Raw genomic sequence first — 18,591 nt, 5'->3', positions numbered from 1 at the left:
GTCTGCACTTAATTTTTTATTGTTAAGGAGTCAATGCGAATGAAAACAATTATGGATATTCTTACGCCGTCTAATATTCAATTCATGATTTTCACTGGTGCAAAGTACTCTCTATTACTTGCAATAGGGGCTTTATTCTTCGGTGTTATTCTTGGAATTATTGGTGCGGCTTTAAAACTTTCAAAACATTTTGTATTAAGAGCAATTGGAAATATTTATGTAGAAATCTTCCGTGGCACACCGATGCTATTACAGATCATGTTCTTATACTTGGCAGTACCTACTGTTGTTCAGTCTATTACAGGACAAAGATTCCAGGCTGATCCATATGTATGTGGCTTAATTGCTATGAGCTTAAATAGTGGTGCTTATCAGGTAGAATTAATTAGATCTGGTATTTTAGGTGTTGATAAAGGTCAATGGGAAGCATGCGAAACAATTGGTTTAAACTATGTTCAGACTATGCGTTATGTTATTCTACCACAGGCATTTAAACGTATTATTCCACCTCTAATTAGTGAATTTATTACATTAATTAAAGATTCATCACTTATTTTCACAATTGGTGCAGTAGAACTACTTGCCACTGCAAGTGTTATTGGTGCCAATACATTTAACTATCTTGTACCTTTAACTGCAACAGGTGCTATTTATTTAGTAATGACACTTTGTATTTCAGCTATTGCAAGATATGTAGAAGGGAGATTAGCTGTCAGTGACTAACGATATTATGATCCAGGTGGATCACATTACAAAAAAATTTGGTAAATTAAAGGCTGTAGATGATGTATCTCTTACTTTAAAGAAGGGTGAAATTGTCTGCTTAATTGGACCTTCAGGTAGTGGTAAAAGTACAGTACTTAGATGTATTGATCACTTAGAAAAGCCTGAAGCAGGTTCTATTTATATTGATGGTGCACTTTTAAAGGAAGGTACACCTGAATATAACAAGTTAAGAAGTAAAATGGGATTTGTATTCCAGCACTTTAACTTATTCCCAAATATGACTGTATTAGAAAACTTAACACTTGCACCTCTTAAGGTCATGGGTATGACAGAAGAAGAAGCCAATGCTGTAGCTATCAAGTACTTACAGAAAGTAGGTCTTGAAGATAAGAAGGATACTTATCCTAATAAGTTATCTGGTGGTCAAAAACAGAGAGTCGCAATTGCAAGATCTCTTTGTTTAAATCCAGAAGTTATGCTATTTGATGAACCTACAAGTGCATTAGACCCAGAAATGGTTATTGAAGTATTAGAAGTAATGCAGGATCTTGCAAAACAGGGTATGACAATGATGGTTGTAACTCATGAAATGGGATTTGCTAGAACTGTTGCAGATCGTGTGATTTTCTTAGAAAACGGAAAGATTGTAGAAGAAAATGATTCAGAAACTTTCTTCTCTCATCCAGAAAGTGATAGAGCGAAAGATTTCTTATCTAAAGTTATGCATTAGTTATTAAAAGGAGAAAGAAGACGTGTATTTAAAGGAATTTGATGTAGAAACATGGATGACGAACCATGAACAAAATTGTCAATACAATTTAGCTGATACATGTGTATCTGATATGTCTATTCATGAATTAGAGTCATTGATTCATAAAGATCTTATGAGTGATCTTATGCATATGCGTATGGATTATGGACCGATTACAGGCTCTGATTGTTTAAAAGATGCTATTCTTTCTTTATATAAGACAGGTACAAGAGATAATATTGCCGTAGCTCATGGGGCAATAAATGCTAATGAACATGTGATGGATACTTTATTGAATAAAGGAGACCATATCATTGCATTAACACCTTCCTATGAACAGTTCTATTCTTATCCGGCATCAATTGGATGCGAGTATGATCTAGTAGAACTTAATGAAGACAATAACTGGGAACCTGTCATAGATGATTTTAAGAAGTTTATTGAGCCTGAAACAAAGATGTTTATATTAAATAGTCCTAATAATCCGACTGGTACTGTTATTAAACAATCTTTAATGGAAGAATTGATTGAACTTGCTAGAAGTCATTCTATTTATATTCTTGTCGATGAAATCTATCGTGGTATGAATAATACTTTATGTGATAGTATTTCTGATATGTATGAATTAGGTATTGCGACAGCCTCTTTATCTAAAGTCTATTCCTTTGCAGGACTTAGACTGGGATGGATCAAGGGACCTAAACAACTTATTGATGAAATCAATTTTAGAAGAGATTATACAATTATCTCTACTGGTCCATGGAATGATTATTTGGCTACAGTTGTATTACAACATAAAGATCTAATACTTGATAGAAGTAGACATATCATTCTTGAAAATAAGAAAATACTAAAAGAATGGCTTGAAAAAGAAGACTTAGTCGAATGTGTGATACCAGAAGATGGTACTGTATGTTTCTTACATTATTTATTTGATATGCCCTCAAAAGAATTATGTGAGAAATTACAGAATGACACTGGTGTATTCTTTGTGCCAGGTATGGCATTTAATAAGGAATACCATTTACGCTTTGGTTTTACTTCAGATTCAAAAGTAATCAAAGAAGGCTTAGAAACATTCTCTTCCTGGATTCATTCGCATATTACAGAAGCAGAATAAACTGCTTCTTTTTTTATTACATGCAAATCATTTGCATATTCGTTGACATAGGAATAAGAATCATTATAATACAATATGCAAATCATTTGCATAGGAGGTATTCTATGAAACAATATCGTACAAAATACAAAGAGTGTATTATTGAATATATGAAGAAAAATGAAGATCATCGCTTATGTGCTAAAGATATTTATCAGGCATTGGTTGAGCAGGGGTTAAATGTGAATCTAGTCACAGTTTATCGTAATCTAGATAAACTATCACAGCAGGGACTCATACAAAAACATACACTTTCAGAAGAAGATAGTGTGTATTACCAATATGCAAGAGAAGAAAAGTGCAATCACCATCTTCACTTATTATGCAAGAGATGTGGTAAGATTGCGCATTTAGAATGTGATTTCATGGATATTATTCGTACACATTTATTAGAGGACCATGGCTTTGAAATTGATTGTAAGGATTCTACAATTGTGGGCTTATGTAAAGAGTGCAGGGAGGCTATCCATGCTTAAAAAGATTAGTTTGTTTATTCTCTCTTTATTATTAATGACAGGTTGTACAACAGAAACTAGAAAGAAATCATTTAATATTGTTGTTACTAACTTTCCTTGTTATGATTTTGTTCGTGCAATTACTAAAAATGATCAAGATATATCTATAAAGATGCTTATAAAACCTGGTATGGATTCTCATTCTTATGAACCCTCACCACAAGATATGGTTGCGATTAAAGAGAGCGATTTATTCTTTTATGTAGGTGGAGAATCAGATGAATGGGTGGATAGCTTGCTAGCTGATATGGACTCTAAAAGAATAGTTAAAATGTTGGATCTTGTATCTCATCTTCAGCATGAAGAACACGTTGAAGGGATGGAAGAAGAAAAACATGAAGAACATGATGAACATGAAGAAGAATATGATGAACATGTCTGGACAAGTCCTAAAAATGCAATGGAAATTGTTTCTGGCTTAAATAAGAAAATGTGTGCACTTGATCAAAAACATGCATCAAAGTTTAATGATAATACAGAAAACTATATTAAACAGATTGCATCTGTTGATTCTAGTTTTAAACAAATAGTCAAGCAGGCAAAAAGAAAAGATATAGTTGTAGGAGATCGTTTCCCTTTGCTTTATTTTGCGAAAGAATATGGTCTTACATATAGTGCTGCATTTCCAGGATGTTCTGAACAGACTGAACCAAGTGCATCTACTATTTCTTATTTAATTGATAAGGTCAAGAAGGATCACAATCCTGTTATCTTTAAGATTGAATTATCCAATGGACAGATTGCTCGTACTATTTCTGAAGAAACAGGTGTAAAAGTACGTACTATTCAAAGTATGCATAATGTGAGTGCAGAGGATTTTAATAATGGTGAAACATATGTTTCAATCATGCGTAAAAACGCAAAGGCAGTAAAGGAGGCACTTCAATGAAAACACTTATAAAGGTTGATCATTTACGTTTAGGTTATGATCATCAAGAAGTAATCAATGATCTCTCTTTTGATATAAATCAAGGTGATTTTATTACTGTACTAGGACAAAATGGTGCAGGTAAAAGTACCCTGATCAAGGGATTATTAGGACTTATTAAGCCAATGAAAGGGCAGATTACATATTATTTGAATGAAAGAGAAATAGGTTATATGCCTCAAGAAACAAAGGTGGATCGTCATTTTCCTGCTTCAGTATATGAAATAGTCTTATCAGGCGCATTAAATAGAGTAGGGTATCGTCCTTTCTTTAATTCAAAAGAAAAGAAACTTGCAGTAGAATGTTTAAAAACACTTCATATAGAAAACCTTAAAAACAATTCTTTTGGGGAACTATCTGGAGGGCAAAGACAGAAGGTCTTACTTGCAAGAGCACTATGTGCAACAAGAGAATGTTTAGTACTTGATGAACCTTCTAATAACTTAGACTATGATTCTAAAGAAGAATTCTATACTGTTTTAAAAGAACTTCATCAAAAAGGTTTAACAATTATCATGATTACTCATGATTTAGCGTCTCATGAAGTGATTGGTAATAAGATTCTTCATTTAGATAAAAATAACTATAGAATGGAGGAAGTTAAATAATGAATACATTACTCCATATGTTTAACTATACATTTATTATTCGTGCTTTTATTGTTGGCTTACTTATTTCATTATGTGCTGCAATGTTAGGCGTAAATCTTGTCTTAAGAAAGAATGCGATGATCAGTGATGGTTTATCCCATGTCTCTTTTGGAAGTTTTGCGATTGCGACAGTATTAGGAGTGGCACCACTTTATTTAGCTGTACCAGTAGCAGTGATTGCGGCTGTAATGATACTAAAACTTAACAACAATCATCATATTCATGGTGATGGTGCTATTGCGGTTTTATCATCTAGTTCACTTGCGATTGGTATTATGGCTATATCACTTACAAAAGGTGTGAATACAGATATCAATAACTACTTATTTGGTAGTATCCTTTCGCTTAATAATCAAGATATGATTATAAGTATTGTTTTATCCCTTATTGTACTTATTCTTTATATTTTCTCTTATCATAAGATGTTTGCATTGACGTTTGATGAAGATTTTGCGAAAAGTACTGGTATTAACGTAGAATTCTACAACATCATTATCGCAATACTTTGTTCACTTACAATAGTATTAGGTATGCGTATGATGGGGGCACTTCTTATTTCAAGTTTAACAATTTTCCCATGTCTTACATCCATGTATTTCTGCAAGGATTTCAAGCATGTAGTAATTTCTTCTACCATCCTTTCTTCTATTTGTTTTATTGTAGGATTATCTATTTCATACCTCTATGCAGCCCCAACTGGAGCGTCTATTGTAATTGTGAATTTAGTTGTATTATGCATTACACAGCTTATTCATTATGTCACTACAAAATCATAATTAAGTCTTTTCATCGCCTCACAATTCTTATATAATGAGTATTCGTGGGAGCGTAAGAATATGGATATAGATTTATCAAAACCGCTTCCTGATGAAGTTGTATTTATCCTTCAAGCAAAAGCCTATGAGTTTCAGAAGGATGGCGTAGAAAAGATTGTTGCAGCAGAAATTGAAGATTATCTCAGAAATGTAGTATGGAGAAATAAAATCACTATTACTTTTTGTGATATGATTGATGATATTATGTCTTTGCAGTTCTCTACAATTTTTGAATATCTACAAGCTAAAGTCATTAAGGAAGCAGAAACTAAAAACTTAGCAGACTTTCAGAGTCTGATCATGAAATAACTTATTATTTCTATTAAAAGTGGCCTAAAAGCCACTTTTTGATTAGAACACTTATTTTGACTTTTATCTCTATATTGTTTAAGATGAATAGGTAGTAATTTTTTAAGAGGTTAATTATGAAATATAAAACGATAAAACTAAGTCATACTAATGAAATTATACAGACTTATGGTGTTAATTCTTTGATGGCTAAAGTAATAGAAAGTAAAAAAATAGATCAAAAACAATTTAAATCCTTTATGGATCCTCATCTTATTTATCATGATTTTTCTTTATTTGAAGAAGCAGATGAAACATTAGAACGTATTGAAGAAGCAATCGCAAATAAAGAAAAAATCTGTATTTATGGAGATTATGACTGTGATGGTATTCTAGCAACCACTATTCTTGTACAAGCTTTTCATGAAAGAGGAGTAGAAGTTGGATATCATATTCCTAATCGCTTTACTGATGGTTATGGGCTTAATACAACAAGAGTAGAACAGATGGCAGAGAAGGGCTACTCTCTCATTATTACTGTAGATAATGGAATCAAAGCGTTTGATGCAGTAGAAAAAGCAGGGGAATTAGGTATTGATGTCATCATCACTGATCATCATGCCTTTGATGGTGAAGTTCCTGTCGCTTATTCAATTATTCATACTAAAATGTCTCCTAAATATCCATTTAAAGAGATATGTGGTGGTTTTATTGCCTATAAGCTTGCAGCAGCTCTTTTAAAGCATCATGACCCTTATTTATTCACTCTAGCTTCTATTACAACTATATCTGACATGATGCCATTACTAGATGAAAATAGAAGTCTAGTAAGACGTGGTTTACAGTTTATGAAGCAATATAAATACCCCTCTTTAGAACTATTAAAAGGGAGTAGAGACTATGATGCCACAACTATAGGTTTCACAATAGCTCCCCGTATTAATGCTTTTGGACGCTTACCAGAACTAGTGAATCCTGTTTATCTAGTTAAATATTTCTTAAAAGAAGCAGACCCGGCCTACCAAGAAAAGATTTCTAATTATGCATCTAAAATCAACTCTAAAAGACAATCACTAACCACTTCTTTATATAAAGAAGCAGTGACTGATACATCTTCACCTTGTTTATTTTATGGTTCTGAGAATATGCATGAAGGATTAGTAGGTCTAGTGGCAGGTAAATATACAAGAGAATATGAACAACCAGCCTTTGTCATGCACTATAATCCTAAAGAAGAAATATATAAAGGAAGTGCAAGAGGAATTGATGGCTTTAATATTTATAATTTCTTTACTCATCATGAAGATCTATTTGTGCAATATGGAGGTCATGCAAAAGCAGGAGGTTTTACTATTACTAAGTCTAACTATCCTTTAGTTTATGATGCCCTTATGAATGATATAAAAGGATGTCATTTTGAAGCCAGTGAATCAGTTATTCCTATTACACTCACTGATACAACAATTCCTAATGTTGAGTCACTTGATTTACTTGCCCCTTTTGGCGAAGAAAACAAAGCACCATTATTTATTTTAGAAGATGTATCATGTCATCAAGTAGACCGTTTATCTGAAGGTAAACATTTAAAGTTTCATTTAGGAGATAATCAGGTCTCTGCCCTTGCTTTTAATAAAGGACAATTATATGATGAACTTGTTCATAAAGATTCTATGACTCTAGTTGGTACTTTATCTATCAATGTCTTTAGAGGTAATAAATCTATTAACTTTATTGTTGAGGATATCTTATAATTTAGTTAATCTGTAAGGATTTATTTTTAAGATTTTATGTTATTCATTGTTTTGTGATGATATAATAATAATATTGTATAGGAGGATTCGTTATGGATTTTAAACAGCATATTGCATCTATTCCAGGATTTCCAAAAGAAGGAATTATCTTTAGAGATGTGACACCTTTATTAGAAGATAAGGATGCATTCAAAGCTTGTATTGATGATTTAGCAGCACATGCAAAGGATTTAGGAGTTGACGTAGTTGTAGGTCCTGAATCAAGAGGATTTATCTTTGGATGTCCTGTCGCTTTAGAATTAGAATGTGGCTTTGTACCAATCAGAAAGCCAGGTAAGTTACCTAGAGAAACTGTCAGCAAGAAGTATGATTTAGAATATGGGTCAAATGAAATCTTCATGCATAAAGACAGTATTAAGCCAGGTATGAAAGTATTAATCGTTGATGATTTACTTGCAACTGGTGGTACCGTAGAAGCTGTTGCTGCACTTATTGAAGAAATGGGTGGAGAAGTTGTAGGTATGGAATTCGTGATTGAATTAGAAGAATTAAAAGCTACTGAAAAACTAAGTAAATACAACATCTATTCACAGGTTAAATACTAATAGAAACTCCTTTGGGAGTTTTTTTATTTTGTTTGTATTATTCATAAACGAATAGTAAATATCAGAATAAATGAAGTGATATTTGTATTATTCCTTTCTTAGTCTCTTCATGTTAGTAGTGAATTATGTTATAATTGAGATGATACATGAGGGGGTGTTATTATGAAATATAAAGGCGCAGGGGACCCAATGAGTTACGACGACGTCCTTGCTCTTGTAAAAACATATATCACAAAAGAAGAAAGTTTAGCCCTGATTCAAAAGGCTTATGACTTTATCATGGTGAAGCATAAGGAACAGAAAAGAAGAAGTGGTGAACCTTATACAATTCATTTGATCTGGGTTGCTTATATTCTTGCAACACTTCAGACTGGACCAATTACTATTGCAGCAGGACTTCTTCATGATGTTATGGAAGATTGTGATGTGCCTCGAGAAGAAATGGTTGAGAGATTTGGTGAAGAAGTCACTACTCTAGTAGAGGGTGTTACTAAGATCACTAAGATGCCTTATATGGAAGAAAGTGATTTCCATGCTGAAAATCATCGTAAGATCTATATTGCGATGGCTAAGGATATTCGTGTTATCTTGATTAAATTAGCTGATAGACTCCATAATATGCGTACGCTTCAATATATGAGCCCTGAAAAGCAGCAACGTATTTCTAGAGAAACATTAGAAGTCTATGCGCCAATTGCTCATCGTTTAGGTATTAATGATATTAGAGTAGAACTAGAAGATTTATGCTTATTATATCTTGATCCTAAAGCTTATAAAGAAATTGCGGCACTTCTTGATAAGAAGAAGAGTGAAAGAAAAGATTCTGTTGATGCAATGATTAAGTCAGTTGAAAAGAACTTAGAAGGAACTGGCATTAGTTATCGTATTAAGGGTCGTGCTAAGCATATTTATTCTATTTATAAAAAGATGGTTTATAAGCATAAGCGTTTTGATGAAATCTATGATTTGAATGCTTTACGTGTTATTGTACAAACTAAGAATGAATGTTATGAAGTATTAGGTATTATGCATGAGAAATATCGTGCAATTCCTGGCCGTTTTAAGGATTATATTGCGATGCCTAAACCTAATATGTATCAGTCACTACATACATCTGTGATTGGCGAAAAAGGCTATGTATTTGAAATTCAGATCCGTACTGAAGAGATGGATGAACTCGCTGAAAGAGGGGTTGCATCTCATTGGCGTTATAAAGAAGGTAAGAAATATAATGCAAAGCAGGAACAGAAGGAAATTGGAGAAAAGCTTCAGTGGATGAGTGAGTTCATTACTGTAAGTGATGAAATGAAAGATAATGAAGCTAAAGAATTTTATAATACTTTGCAACGTGATATCTTTGAAGCCAATGTTTATGCTTTAACACCTGCAGGTCGTATTGTAGAGTTACCAAATGGGTCTACACCTATTGACTTTGCATATCGTGTTCATACTGAAGTAGGACATCATGCGGTCGGTGCACTAGTGAATGGTGTCATGGTTCCATTTGATACTAAATTAAAAACAGGTGATATTGTTGAAATCAAGACTAATAAGAATTCTGGTCCAAGTGAAGGCTGGTTGAAGTTTGTAAGAACAGCTGGAGCTCGTAATAAGATTCGTCAATATATCACAAAACATGAAGAAGAAAATAAGAAACAGATTATTGAAGAAGGAAGAAGACTTCTTAGAGATGAAATCAGAGCAAGACAGCTTGATGAAAAGACTTATATGAGTCCTGATACTTATAGAACTTATCTTGGCTCATTTGGCGCCAATACATTTGATGATGTACTCTTTGCATTAGGTAAGAAGCATGCGACTGCTTCTACACTTCTTGATAAAGTGGCCCCACAAAAGAGAGGATTCTTTGATAACTTGTCTCAAATCCTTCGCCACAACAACAATATTCAGGAATTAAATAAGAAACATGAGAAGAGTATTGGTGTGGCAGTTACTGGTGTAGATGGGCTAAAGATGCAATTATCTAAATGCTGTAATCCTATTCCTGGTGACAAGATTGTTGGTTTTGTATCTAAAGGACAGGGTATCAAGATTCATCGTGCGGATTGTCCAAATGTCAAGAGTGTTGTTAAAGGACGTTTGATCGATGTTTATTGGGATTATCCTAATATTGAACAGAAGCGCTTTAATGTGGATCTAGAAGTTGTTGGACTAGACCGTCCTAATTTATTAAGTGATATAGTAACATGTTTAAGTCAGGTAAAGGTCAATATTCTTAAGATTAATGCGAATATCATGGATTTAGATGCTCATATTCGTTTAACATTATCTGTAGAGAATGCAGAAATCTTACAGAATACAATTGATAATATGAATAAAGTACAGGGTGTTGCAGAAATTCGCCGTGTAATTCATTAGTGACTTGAATTAAATATACTTTTGATTTATAATCACCTTATATTCAGTGAAGAAGATTAAGTAATGGACATTGATAGAGAGGTCATGGCTGGTGGAAATGACTAATGAGAAGTTATGGGACACTTTGGAGAATGCTTTAAAAAAGCACGTTGGTAACGTTATAACTAAGTAAAGTGCATGATTTATTCATGAACTAAGGTGGTACCGCGTATTAACGTCCTTAGATTAAGGACGTTTTTTTATTTTTATAAAGGAGGAACTATGAAATACAATAGACCAAGAGGGACAGTAGATATTACCCCTGAAAATTCAGAAAAATGGATTGAAATGGAACAGCTATTAAGAACTGTTGCCGCAAATTACAACGTTAAAGAAATGCGTACACCAATCTTTGAACACACAGAATTATTTAGCCGTGCAGTTGGTGATACAACAGATGTAGTGACTAAAGAAATGTATACATTTAAAGATAAGGGAGATCGTTCTCTTACTTTAAGACCAGAAGGAACTGCAGGTATTGCAAGAGCATATGTAGAAAATAAGATGTATGCTTTACCTGAAAAATTACAGAAGGTTTACTATATGGGACCAATGTTCAGATATGAACGTCCACAAAATGGTAGACAGAGACAGTTCCACCAGTTCGGTGTAGAAATGTTAGGTGTTGAATCACCATACGTAGATGTTGAATGTATGTTGATGGCAGTGACTATCGTTGAAGCATTAGGTATTAAGAATATCAAATTACATATTAACTCATTAGGTGATGATGAATCAAGAACTGCATATAGAGAAGCTTTAAAGAATCATTTCAGACCAGTGCTTAATGATTTATGTGAAGACTGTCAGGCACGTTTTGAAAAGAACCCATTAAGAATTCTAGACTGTAAAGTCGATGCGAAGAATCCAGTTATGGCTTCTGCTCCTCGTACAATTGATTATTTAAGTGAAAAAGCGAAAGCACATTTCGATAAAGTCTGCAACTTATTAGATGATTTAGAAATCGAATATGTTGTAGATACGAATTTAGTAAGAGGATTAGATTACTATTCTCATACAGTATTTGAAATCATCAGTGATGATCCAAAGTTAGGAGCTGGTTCTACTGTTGGTGGTGGAGGACGCTACAATGGCCTTGTTGAAGAACTTGGAGGTCCTGCAACTCCTGGTGTAGGCTTTGCATTTGGTATGGAAAGATTGATGCTTGCATTAGATGACGAAGAAGATGAAGAAAATGGTATTGATGTTTATGTTATGCCTCTAGGTGATGAAGCAAGAGATTTAGCAATGCAGATCATCACAATGCTTAGAGCAAACGGCTTTACTTGTGATATGGATTATGCAGGTAGAGGCTTAAAAGGACAGTTCAAGTCTAGTGACCGTTTTGGTGCACATCTTTCTATTATTATTGGTGAAGATGAAGTAAAGGGTGAATATGTTAATATTCGCTGCAATCATTCTAAAGAACAGAGTGAAGTTAAATTAGAAGATATTTTAAGTTATATTGAAAATCATTATGAAGGAGATCATGAACATGAATAGAACTCACAACAATGGAGAACTAAGAATCACTGATGTCAATAAAAAAGTAGAACTTATTGGCTGGGTAGCTAAAAAGAGAAACTTAGGTGCTTTAGTCTTTGTAGACTTAAGAGACCGTCATGGTATTACACAGGTAATCTTTGATGAATCATTCAATGAACAGTTAAAGGATGTTAAGAACGAATATATTCTTGACATCAAAGGGACTGTCGTAGAAAGAAGTTCTAAGAACCCAGATATGCCAACTGGTGATATTGAAATCCAGGCTGAAGAAGTAAAGATTGTCAATAAGGCAGCGACTACTCCTATGATTATTACGGACGAAACTGATGCCTTAGAAGAAACAAGAATGAAATATCGTTATCTTGATTTAAGACGTCCAGCTCTTCAAAAGAACATCATGAGACGTGCTAAGATTGTCAGAGCCATTCATGAATACTTAGATAGTGAAGAATTTGTAGAAATCGAAACACCATATTTAAATAAATCTACACCAGAAGGTGCAAGAGACTTCCTAGTACCTTCACGTGTACATAATGGCTCATTTTATGCATTACCACAGTCTCCACAGTTATTTAAGCAGTTATTAATGGTAGCTGGTTTTGAACGTTATTATCAGATTGCTAGATGTTTCCGTGATGAAGACTTACGTGCTGACCGTCAGCCAGAATTCACTCAGGTGGACGTAGAAATGAGTTTCATGAATACTGATCAGGTTATTGGTATTGGTGAAGGCTTAATCAAGAAGGTTATGAAAGATGTTATGGACATCGATGTTCAGTTACCATTCCCAAGAATGACATGGCATGATGCAATGGAAACTTATGGTATCGATAAGCCTGATACACGTTTTGATTTAAAGCTTGTTAACTTAAATGAAACAGTGAAGGATGTTGACTTTACGGTATTCAAGAGTGCGCTTGTTGCAGGAGGACATGTAAAAGGTATTAATGTCAAGGGTGAAGCAGATAACTATTCACGTAAGAAGATTGATGCTTTAACTGAACTTGCTAAGAAATATAAGGCTAAAGGTCTTGCTTGGTTAAAAGTGACTGATAAGGGTGTATCTGGACCTATTGCTAAGTTCTTTACTGAAGAACAGATGAGCGCTTTATTAGAAAAGATGAATGCTGAGGTAGGAGACTTATTACTATTTGTGAGTGATACTCATTACATGGTTGTATGTGATGCTCTTGCAGCAATCAGAAATCATTTAGGTAAAGAATTAAAATTATATGATCCTCGTCAGTTCAACTTCTTATGGGTTGTTGATTTCCCAATGTTTGAATATTCTGAAGAAGATGGAAGATACTATGCAATGCATCATCCATTCACTCGTCCAAAGGATTCTGATCTAGATAAGATTGATACAGATCCAGCAAACTGCTTAGCAGATGCTTATGATATCGTCTTAAACGGTTTCGAACTAGGTGGTGGATCTCAGAGAATCTATGAAGAAGAATTACAGGATCGTGCCTTCAAGGCTTTAGGATTCACACAGGAAAGAATTGATGCACAGTTTGGCTGGTTTGTGGACGCATTTAGATACGGTGCACCACCACATGCTGGATTCGCATTAGGATTAGACCGTTTCGCAATGTTATTATGCGGATGTGATTCTTTAAGAGACGTTATTGCCTTCCCTAAGAATACAAGTGCAACTTGTCCAATGTCAAAAGCACCTACACCAGTAGACAATGATCAGTTAAAGGACTTAGGAATTGAGGTTACTGAATATGAATCAGAAGAGAATAAATAAAGTATTAGAAAAAATGGAAGAAAGAGGCATTGACTATCTATTAGTCACTGATCCTGTTTCTATCGATTATTTATTAGATTATGTCAATCATCCAGGTGAAAGAATGTATGTTATGGTTCTTTCTTCTAAAGGAAATCATCAGTTATTCTTCAATAACTTATTCTATGTGGGAGAAGAATTAGGTATGCCTATTACTTGGTTTGATGATACAGATAATGGTCCAGCATTACTTGCAGATTATTTAAAGGATGCAAAAGTGATTGGTGTAGATAAGAATATGCCAGCACGTTTCTTAATTCCTGTACAGGATCGCGTCAACGCTAAATATGTTTTAGGATCACTATGCGTAGATGAAGTAAGAATGCAGAAGGATGATAAAGAAAAAGCACTCATGTTTAAAGCAAGTGAAATGAATGATACAGCAATGGCTGAAGTAAAAAGATTACTTGCAACAGATAAGACTGAAATTGAAATGGATGAAGCATTACTTGCTTACTACAAGTCATTAGGTGCATCAGGTCATTCATTTAGTCCAATCATGGGTTATGGTGCCAATGGTGCTAATCCCCATCATTCATGCGATGATAGCCGTTTAAAGCCAGGAGATTCTATTATCGTTGATATGGGATGTATCTATAAAGGATATTGTTCTGATATGACAAGAACATTCTTCTATAAAGAAGTATCCCAAAAGCAGAAAGAAGTATACAATCTTGTATTAAAGGCAAATGAAGCAGCTGAAGCTGCTATCAAGCCAGGTATGAAATTATCTGAAATTGATGCAGTCGCAAGAAATATCATTACTGAAGCAGGTTATGGTAAAGAATTCAATCATCGTTTAGGTCATTTCATTGGTAAAGATGTACATGAATTTGGTGATGTATCTTCTGTCAGTGATATTATCGCAAAGCCTGGTATGATCTTCTCAATTGAACCTGGTGTTTATTTACAAGGTGATTTTGGAGTTCGTATTGAAGACTTAGTTATGGTCACTGAAGATGGCTGTAAGGTATTAAATAGTTATCCAAAGGAATTAACTGTAATTGAATAATTAATGTAGAAAGGATAGTTAGGATGTAGGTTCTAGCTATCCAATTTTTTTTATGCTATTGTATTAAGTAAAGGAGTTGACTATGGAAATAAGAAAAGCAGATAGGGCTCATATAGATAAAATAATGAGTCTTTATAAAGAAGCAAAGATATTCATGGATAATCATGGCAATAAAGATCAGTGGCCTGTAGGTTATCCTTCAAAAGAAATGATTACTAAAGATATAGATAAGATGTATTTATGCATGTATGAAAATCAAATTGCGGCTGTTTTCTATTATGCGATAGAAGAAGATCAAGATTATAAGGAAATAGAGGGACAATGGCTCAATGATGCACCTTATGGTGTGGTACATCGTGTTGTTTCTGCACATATTGTGAAAGGGGCCTGCAAGTTTATCTTGAACTGGGCTTATAGTCAGATTCCTAATTTAAAGATGGATACAGGAATTAAAAATATTCCTATGCAGAATTTATTAGAATCTTGTGGATTTAAACAGTGTGGAAAAATAGTCAATACGCAAGGTATAACATGTCTTGCATATCAAAAAGGAGATACAAATGAAATATAAATGTTTAATACTAGATCATGATGATACGATTGTAGATAGCACACGTACAGTGAACTTTCCTGCATTCTTAGACTCATTAAGTAAATTGCGCCCTGGTGTTACTATGACTTGTGAAGATTATTTTAAGTATAATTATAAGCCAGGTTTCACTGCATTATGTTTTGATATACTAAAGTTCACTGAAGAAGAAATGCATATACAGGAAAATAACTGGCAGTCTTATATTCGTGATCATGCCCCTGTCTGTTTTGATGGCATTCATGATTTATTATGGCGTTATGTGAATGAAGGTGGCACTATCTGTGTTATTTCTCATTCAATGAAGCATACAATCATTCGTGATTATAAGAATAATGATTTACCAGAGCCTTCTATTATATACGGATGGGAATTACCTCCTGAAAAGCGTAAACCATCTATTTGGCCTGTTGAAAGCATTATTGAAGAACTTCATTTAAACAAAGAAGATGTCTTACTTGTAGATGACTTATTACCAGGCATACAGATGGCACGAGATGCGCATATTGATGCATGTGGAGCTGGATGGGCTCATGATATCAAGGAAATCAAAGAAGATATCAAGAACAAATGTACTTATTATGTCGAATCTGTTAAAGAGTTAGAAGACTTATTGTTTGAAGGAGAGTAAAGATGGAATTAGAAGCATTTTTATTAGTAAAAGAACCATTCAATGAAACTAGTAATTATATTAATCAACCATTAGATGACAAAGTACGTCTTAATGCAGCTTTAAGTAACTTTATGTGGGAAGAAGCAGATGCATGTACTAAAAATCATACTGGAATGATTCATATCCATAAGACAATTGAAACCATTCAGACAGACTGTCCTTTATTTGTAGAAGAAGTATGTTCAAACATTGATGAGAATGTTGTAGGAGTTTATATGAATGATGTTATCTACGAACCATCTTTTTATCAAACAATGGCCAAGATGATTGAACAGGATATGTTTCCTATTTATAACGTCATCTGGTTTGGTTTATATCCATTAGAAAATGGGGTAGGGGCTTATACAGATGGTCTTGAAAAGCTCGGCTATCATGAAATAGAAGTCTCTTCTATTGGTGAACCTAGGGCTGTATTAGACTTCATTAAAGACACTGCACTCTATGTTATTATGAACAATGTGATATTTAAAGATGGTGAAACTATTGGGCTCACTATTGAGCAGGTATTGTCTATTCATTTGGGTGAAAGTGAGATATTTGATATACCAACTTTTAGGATAGACGATCCTATTCTTACCAATTTATGAAAATACTTTCATTTTTAAGTGATATCTATGTAATCATTATTTAATTTGTGTTAATATATTATCGAGGTGACAAAATATATGTATTATTTTATAGGTATTAAAGGTTCAGGAATGGCTTCTCTTGCAAGAATCTTATATGATTTAGGTTATGAAGTTGCAGGAAGTGATATTGATAAGTATATCTTCCTTGAAGATGGCTTAAGAGAAAGACATATTCCTATTTATTCATTTAATAAAGACAATATTAAAGACGGTATGGATGTTATTGTAGGGAATGCATTTGACCGTTCTAATGAAGAAGTGGCTGCTGCAGAAGACAATCCTAATGTAACAATTCATCACTATTATGATTTCCTAGCTAAGCTTATGGATGATCATATTACTATCGGTATTGCAGGTACACATGGTAAGACTTCTACTACAGGTATGGCTTATCATTTATTTAAAGACTATGATAAGACAAATGTATTAATTGGTGATGGTACTGGTTATGCTACTAAGGGTGCTAAGTATTTTATAGCTGAATGCTGCGAATATAAAGATCATTTCTTATGGTATCATCCAGATTATGCTTATATCAACAACATTGAAATGGACCATGTAGACTATTTCAAGTCAATGGAACAGTATGAACAGTCTTTTGAAAAATATGCCAACCAGGCTAAAAAGGCTATTGTCATCTGGGGTGATGATCCTCATCTTCCACATTTGAATTATACAAAGAGAGTTGTAAAATTCGGTGTAAAAGACGGTAATGATGTTCAGGCTAAAAATGTGATTAATAATGAAAAAGGTCTTTCATTTGATGTATATATCTATGGTGATCTTTTTGGACATTTCACTCTACCATTCTATGGTATGCATACACTTTATAACACATTAGGTGTTATTACTTTAGGTTATCTTGAAGGTATGGACTTTGATTATATGCAGAGTCAGTTAAGTACATTTAAGGGAACTAAGAGACGTTATGCAGTGAAAGAAGTAGGCAATAATGTATATGTTGATGACTATGCACATCATCCAACAGCTATTAAATATGTAATTGAAGAAACAAGAACACGTTTCCCTGGCAAGCAGATTGTTGCGGTTTATCAGCCAGATAGATATTCTCGTGGCTTAAGATTTGCGAAGGATTATGCACGAATCATGGATACAGTTGATCATCCATATTTTGTGGATTTCCCTAAAAATGCGCCAAAAGAACCAGGAATCGATATTGATGTCAGTGTTATTACTAAGAACCTACCTCGTTCTAAAGTGGTTACTGAAGATGAAGCAGGTGCAAAAGAATTGGCTCAATATGATAATGCAGTATTCTTATTTATGAGTCCTAAGGATATCTATAAATTAGAAGAATTAGTTATTAAGGAAAAAGAAAAGGCATAGGAGGACATCCCATGGATATCTTAACAATTTGTCTATGTATTCTAGTGCTCGCTGGTGTATTTGCATTAGTGTCTCTAGGAGTATTTCTTATCCATGCACTTACAACATTAAAAGATGTCAGTCATTTGTCTCAGCATTTAGAAACAACTGTTTCTAAAGTAAATGTCACAGTGGATGATATCAACTATAAAATGGATAAGCTCAATGAACCTATCAACGTGGTAAGTGGTATTTTTAATAAGAAGAGATCAAGCGCAGGTATATTAGGAACGGTATTAGGCTTGAAAAATATCTTGAAGAAAAAATAGGAGGTATAAGTGTGAAACAAAAATCAATCAAAACGTATAAAAAAAGACAAACTTAAAAACAAGTTTGAATAATTTAGAAAAAATAGAATAGTTGAATTTTATGGTTTAGTTAATTTAGAAACGTCA

At 33.7% G+C, this 18,591-nt stretch carries 19 protein-coding genes and 1 other annotated feature; all 19 genes read left to right on the top strand.

The window, feature by feature from the left end; translation table 11 throughout:
* Nucleotides 1-39: 39 nt before the first annotated feature.
* The 19 genes from H8909_RS07680 to H8909_RS07590 all read left to right on the top strand — a co-directional run bounded on the left by H8909_RS07680 (nt 40) and on the right by H8909_RS07590 (nt 18,465).
* Entirely contained in the window at nt 40-723 is a 684-nt protein-coding gene (locus H8909_RS07680) for an amino acid ABC transporter permease (protein WP_022424769.1), read from the top strand.
* A gap of 7 nt (nt 724-730) precedes the next feature.
* Complete coding sequence (locus H8909_RS07675; RefSeq protein WP_117458609.1) at nt 731-1,456, top strand: amino acid ABC transporter ATP-binding protein; 726 nt, start codon at nt 731-733, stop codon at nt 1,454-1,456.
* A 22-nt stretch (nt 1,457-1,478) separates the two neighbouring features.
* On the top strand, nt 1,479-2,597 hold the full coding sequence (locus H8909_RS07670) for an aminotransferase class I/II-fold pyridoxal phosphate-dependent enzyme (protein WP_187012405.1): 1,119 nt from the start codon (nt 1,479-1,481) through the stop codon (nt 2,595-2,597).
* Nucleotides 2,598-2,701: 104 nt separating this feature from the next.
* Nucleotides 2,702-3,112, top strand: coding sequence for a Fur family transcriptional regulator (locus H8909_RS07665; RefSeq protein WP_238928247.1), 411 nt, complete (start codon nt 2,702-2,704; stop codon nt 3,110-3,112).
* A complete protein-coding gene (locus tag H8909_RS07660) occupies nt 3,105-4,040 on the top strand; it encodes a metal ABC transporter substrate-binding protein (protein WP_187012403.1) in 936 nt (311 codons plus the stop codon). Before H8909_RS07665 ends, H8909_RS07660 begins: the two co-directional genes overlap by 8 nt.
* Nucleotides 4,037-4,687, top strand: a complete 651-nt coding sequence (locus tag H8909_RS07655; protein ID WP_187012402.1) for a metal ABC transporter ATP-binding protein — start codon at nt 4,037-4,039, stop codon at nt 4,685-4,687. The genes H8909_RS07660 and H8909_RS07655 overlap by 4 nt, the downstream gene beginning before the upstream one ends.
* Entirely contained in the window at nt 4,687-5,505 is an 819-nt protein-coding gene (locus tag H8909_RS07650) for a metal ABC transporter permease (RefSeq protein ID WP_202985923.1), read from the top strand. Before H8909_RS07655 ends, H8909_RS07650 begins: the two co-directional genes overlap by 1 nt.
* A 60-nt stretch (nt 5,506-5,565) precedes the next feature.
* Nucleotides 5,566-5,853, top strand: a complete 288-nt coding sequence (locus H8909_RS07645; RefSeq protein WP_187012401.1) for a post-transcriptional regulator — start codon at nt 5,566-5,568, stop codon at nt 5,851-5,853.
* A gap of 116 nt (nt 5,854-5,969) precedes the next feature.
* Complete coding sequence (recJ, locus tag H8909_RS07640) at nt 5,970-7,583, top strand: single-stranded-DNA-specific exonuclease RecJ (protein ID WP_187012400.1); 1,614 nt, start codon at nt 5,970-5,972, stop codon at nt 7,581-7,583.
* A 92-nt stretch (nt 7,584-7,675) separates the two neighbouring features.
* A complete protein-coding gene (locus tag H8909_RS07635) occupies nt 7,676-8,188 on the top strand; it encodes an adenine phosphoribosyltransferase (protein ID WP_187012399.1) in 513 nt (170 codons plus the stop codon).
* Nucleotides 8,189-8,350: 162 nt separating this feature from the next.
* Nucleotides 8,351-10,567, top strand: coding sequence for a RelA/SpoT family protein (locus H8909_RS07630; protein WP_187012398.1), 2,217 nt, complete (start codon nt 8,351-8,353; stop codon nt 10,565-10,567).
* A gap of 37 nt (nt 10,568-10,604) precedes the next feature.
* Nucleotides 10,605-10,792: a binding site (T-box leader), on the top strand.
* 36 nt (nt 10,793-10,828) lie between these two features.
* A complete protein-coding gene (hisS, locus tag H8909_RS07625) occupies nt 10,829-12,109 on the top strand; it encodes a histidine--tRNA ligase (protein WP_187012397.1) in 1,281 nt (426 codons plus the stop codon).
* The gene (aspS, locus tag H8909_RS07620) at nt 12,102-13,868 is read left to right on the top strand and encodes an aspartate--tRNA ligase (protein WP_187012396.1); all 1,767 of its coding nucleotides are present in this window, start codon (nt 12,102-12,104) and stop codon (nt 13,866-13,868) included. The genes hisS and aspS overlap by 8 nt, the downstream gene beginning before the upstream one ends.
* A complete protein-coding gene (locus H8909_RS07615) occupies nt 13,846-14,919 on the top strand; it encodes a M24 family metallopeptidase (protein WP_187012395.1) in 1,074 nt (357 codons plus the stop codon). Before aspS ends, H8909_RS07615 begins: the two co-directional genes overlap by 23 nt.
* 82 nt (nt 14,920-15,001) lie before the next feature.
* Nucleotides 15,002-15,490, top strand: a complete 489-nt coding sequence (locus tag H8909_RS07610; protein WP_187012394.1) for an N-acetyltransferase — start codon at nt 15,002-15,004, stop codon at nt 15,488-15,490.
* Nucleotides 15,480-16,139, top strand: coding sequence for an HAD family hydrolase (locus H8909_RS07605; RefSeq protein ID WP_187012393.1), 660 nt, complete (start codon nt 15,480-15,482; stop codon nt 16,137-16,139). The genes H8909_RS07610 and H8909_RS07605 overlap by 11 nt, the downstream gene beginning before the upstream one ends.
* Nucleotides 16,140-16,141: 2 nt before the next feature.
* Nucleotides 16,142-16,768 carry a DUF4261 domain-containing protein gene (locus tag H8909_RS07600; protein ID WP_187012392.1) on the top strand — a complete coding sequence of 209 codons (627 nt, stop codon included), beginning with the start codon at nt 16,142-16,144 and terminating at the stop codon, nt 16,766-16,768.
* 78 nt (nt 16,769-16,846) lie between these two features.
* Entirely contained in the window at nt 16,847-18,157 is a 1,311-nt protein-coding gene (locus H8909_RS07595) for a UDP-N-acetylmuramate--L-alanine ligase (protein ID WP_187012391.1), read from the top strand.
* An 11-nt stretch (nt 18,158-18,168) separates the two neighbouring features.
* Nucleotides 18,169-18,465, top strand: a complete 297-nt coding sequence (locus tag H8909_RS07590; protein WP_187012390.1) for a DUF948 domain-containing protein — start codon at nt 18,169-18,171, stop codon at nt 18,463-18,465.
* Nucleotides 18,466-18,591: the final 126 nt, after the last annotated feature.

It is taken from the genome of Catenibacterium faecis (assembly GCF_014306455.1).
GTDB lineage: Bacteria > Bacillota_I > Bacilli_A > Erysipelotrichales > Coprobacillaceae > Catenibacterium > Catenibacterium mitsuoka_A.
Note: the sequence above shows the minus strand (reverse complement) of the source record. Positions and strands in the feature narration are given on the sequence as shown.

Bases quoted from the DNA above. Each gene is read 5' to 3' on its own strand.
- H8909_RS07610 (WP_187012394.1), top strand. From the start codon at position 15,002: ATGGAAATAAGAAAAGCAGATAGGGCTCATATAGATAAAATAATGAGT.
- H8909_RS07665 (WP_238928247.1), top strand. From the start codon at position 2,702: ATGAAACAATATCGTACAAAATACAAAGAGTGTATTATTGAATATATG.
- H8909_RS07590 (WP_187012390.1), top strand. From the start codon at position 18,169: ATGGATATCTTAACAATTTGTCTATGTATTCTAGTGCTCGCTGGTGTA.
- hisS (WP_187012397.1), top strand. From the start codon at position 10,829: ATGAAATACAATAGACCAAGAGGGACAGTAGATATTACCCCTGAAAAT.
- H8909_RS07615 (WP_187012395.1), top strand. From the start codon at position 13,846: ATGAATCAGAAGAGAATAAATAAAGTATTAGAAAAAATGGAAGAAAGA.
- H8909_RS07660 (WP_187012403.1), top strand. From the start codon at position 3,105: ATGCTTAAAAAGATTAGTTTGTTTATTCTCTCTTTATTATTAATGACA.
- aspS (WP_187012396.1), top strand. From the start codon at position 12,102: ATGAATAGAACTCACAACAATGGAGAACTAAGAATCACTGATGTCAAT.
- recJ (WP_187012400.1), top strand. From the start codon at position 5,970: ATGAAATATAAAACGATAAAACTAAGTCATACTAATGAAATTATACAG.
- H8909_RS07645 (WP_187012401.1), top strand. From the start codon at position 5,566: ATGGATATAGATTTATCAAAACCGCTTCCTGATGAAGTTGTATTTATC.
- H8909_RS07635 (WP_187012399.1), top strand. From the start codon at position 7,676: ATGGATTTTAAACAGCATATTGCATCTATTCCAGGATTTCCAAAAGAA.
- H8909_RS07675 (WP_117458609.1), top strand. From the start codon at position 731: ATGATCCAGGTGGATCACATTACAAAAAAATTTGGTAAATTAAAGGCT.
- H8909_RS07655 (WP_187012402.1), top strand. From the start codon at position 4,037: ATGAAAACACTTATAAAGGTTGATCATTTACGTTTAGGTTATGATCAT.
- H8909_RS07650 (WP_202985923.1), top strand. From the start codon at position 4,687: ATGAATACATTACTCCATATGTTTAACTATACATTTATTATTCGTGCT.
- H8909_RS07680 (WP_022424769.1), top strand. From the start codon at position 40: ATGAAAACAATTATGGATATTCTTACGCCGTCTAATATTCAATTCATG.
- H8909_RS07595 (WP_187012391.1), top strand. From the start codon at position 16,847: ATGTATTATTTTATAGGTATTAAAGGTTCAGGAATGGCTTCTCTTGCA.
- H8909_RS07605 (WP_187012393.1), top strand. From the start codon at position 15,480: ATGAAATATAAATGTTTAATACTAGATCATGATGATACGATTGTAGAT.
- H8909_RS07600 (WP_187012392.1), top strand. From the start codon at position 16,142: ATGGAATTAGAAGCATTTTTATTAGTAAAAGAACCATTCAATGAAACT.
- H8909_RS07630 (WP_187012398.1), top strand. From the start codon at position 8,351: ATGAAATATAAAGGCGCAGGGGACCCAATGAGTTACGACGACGTCCTT.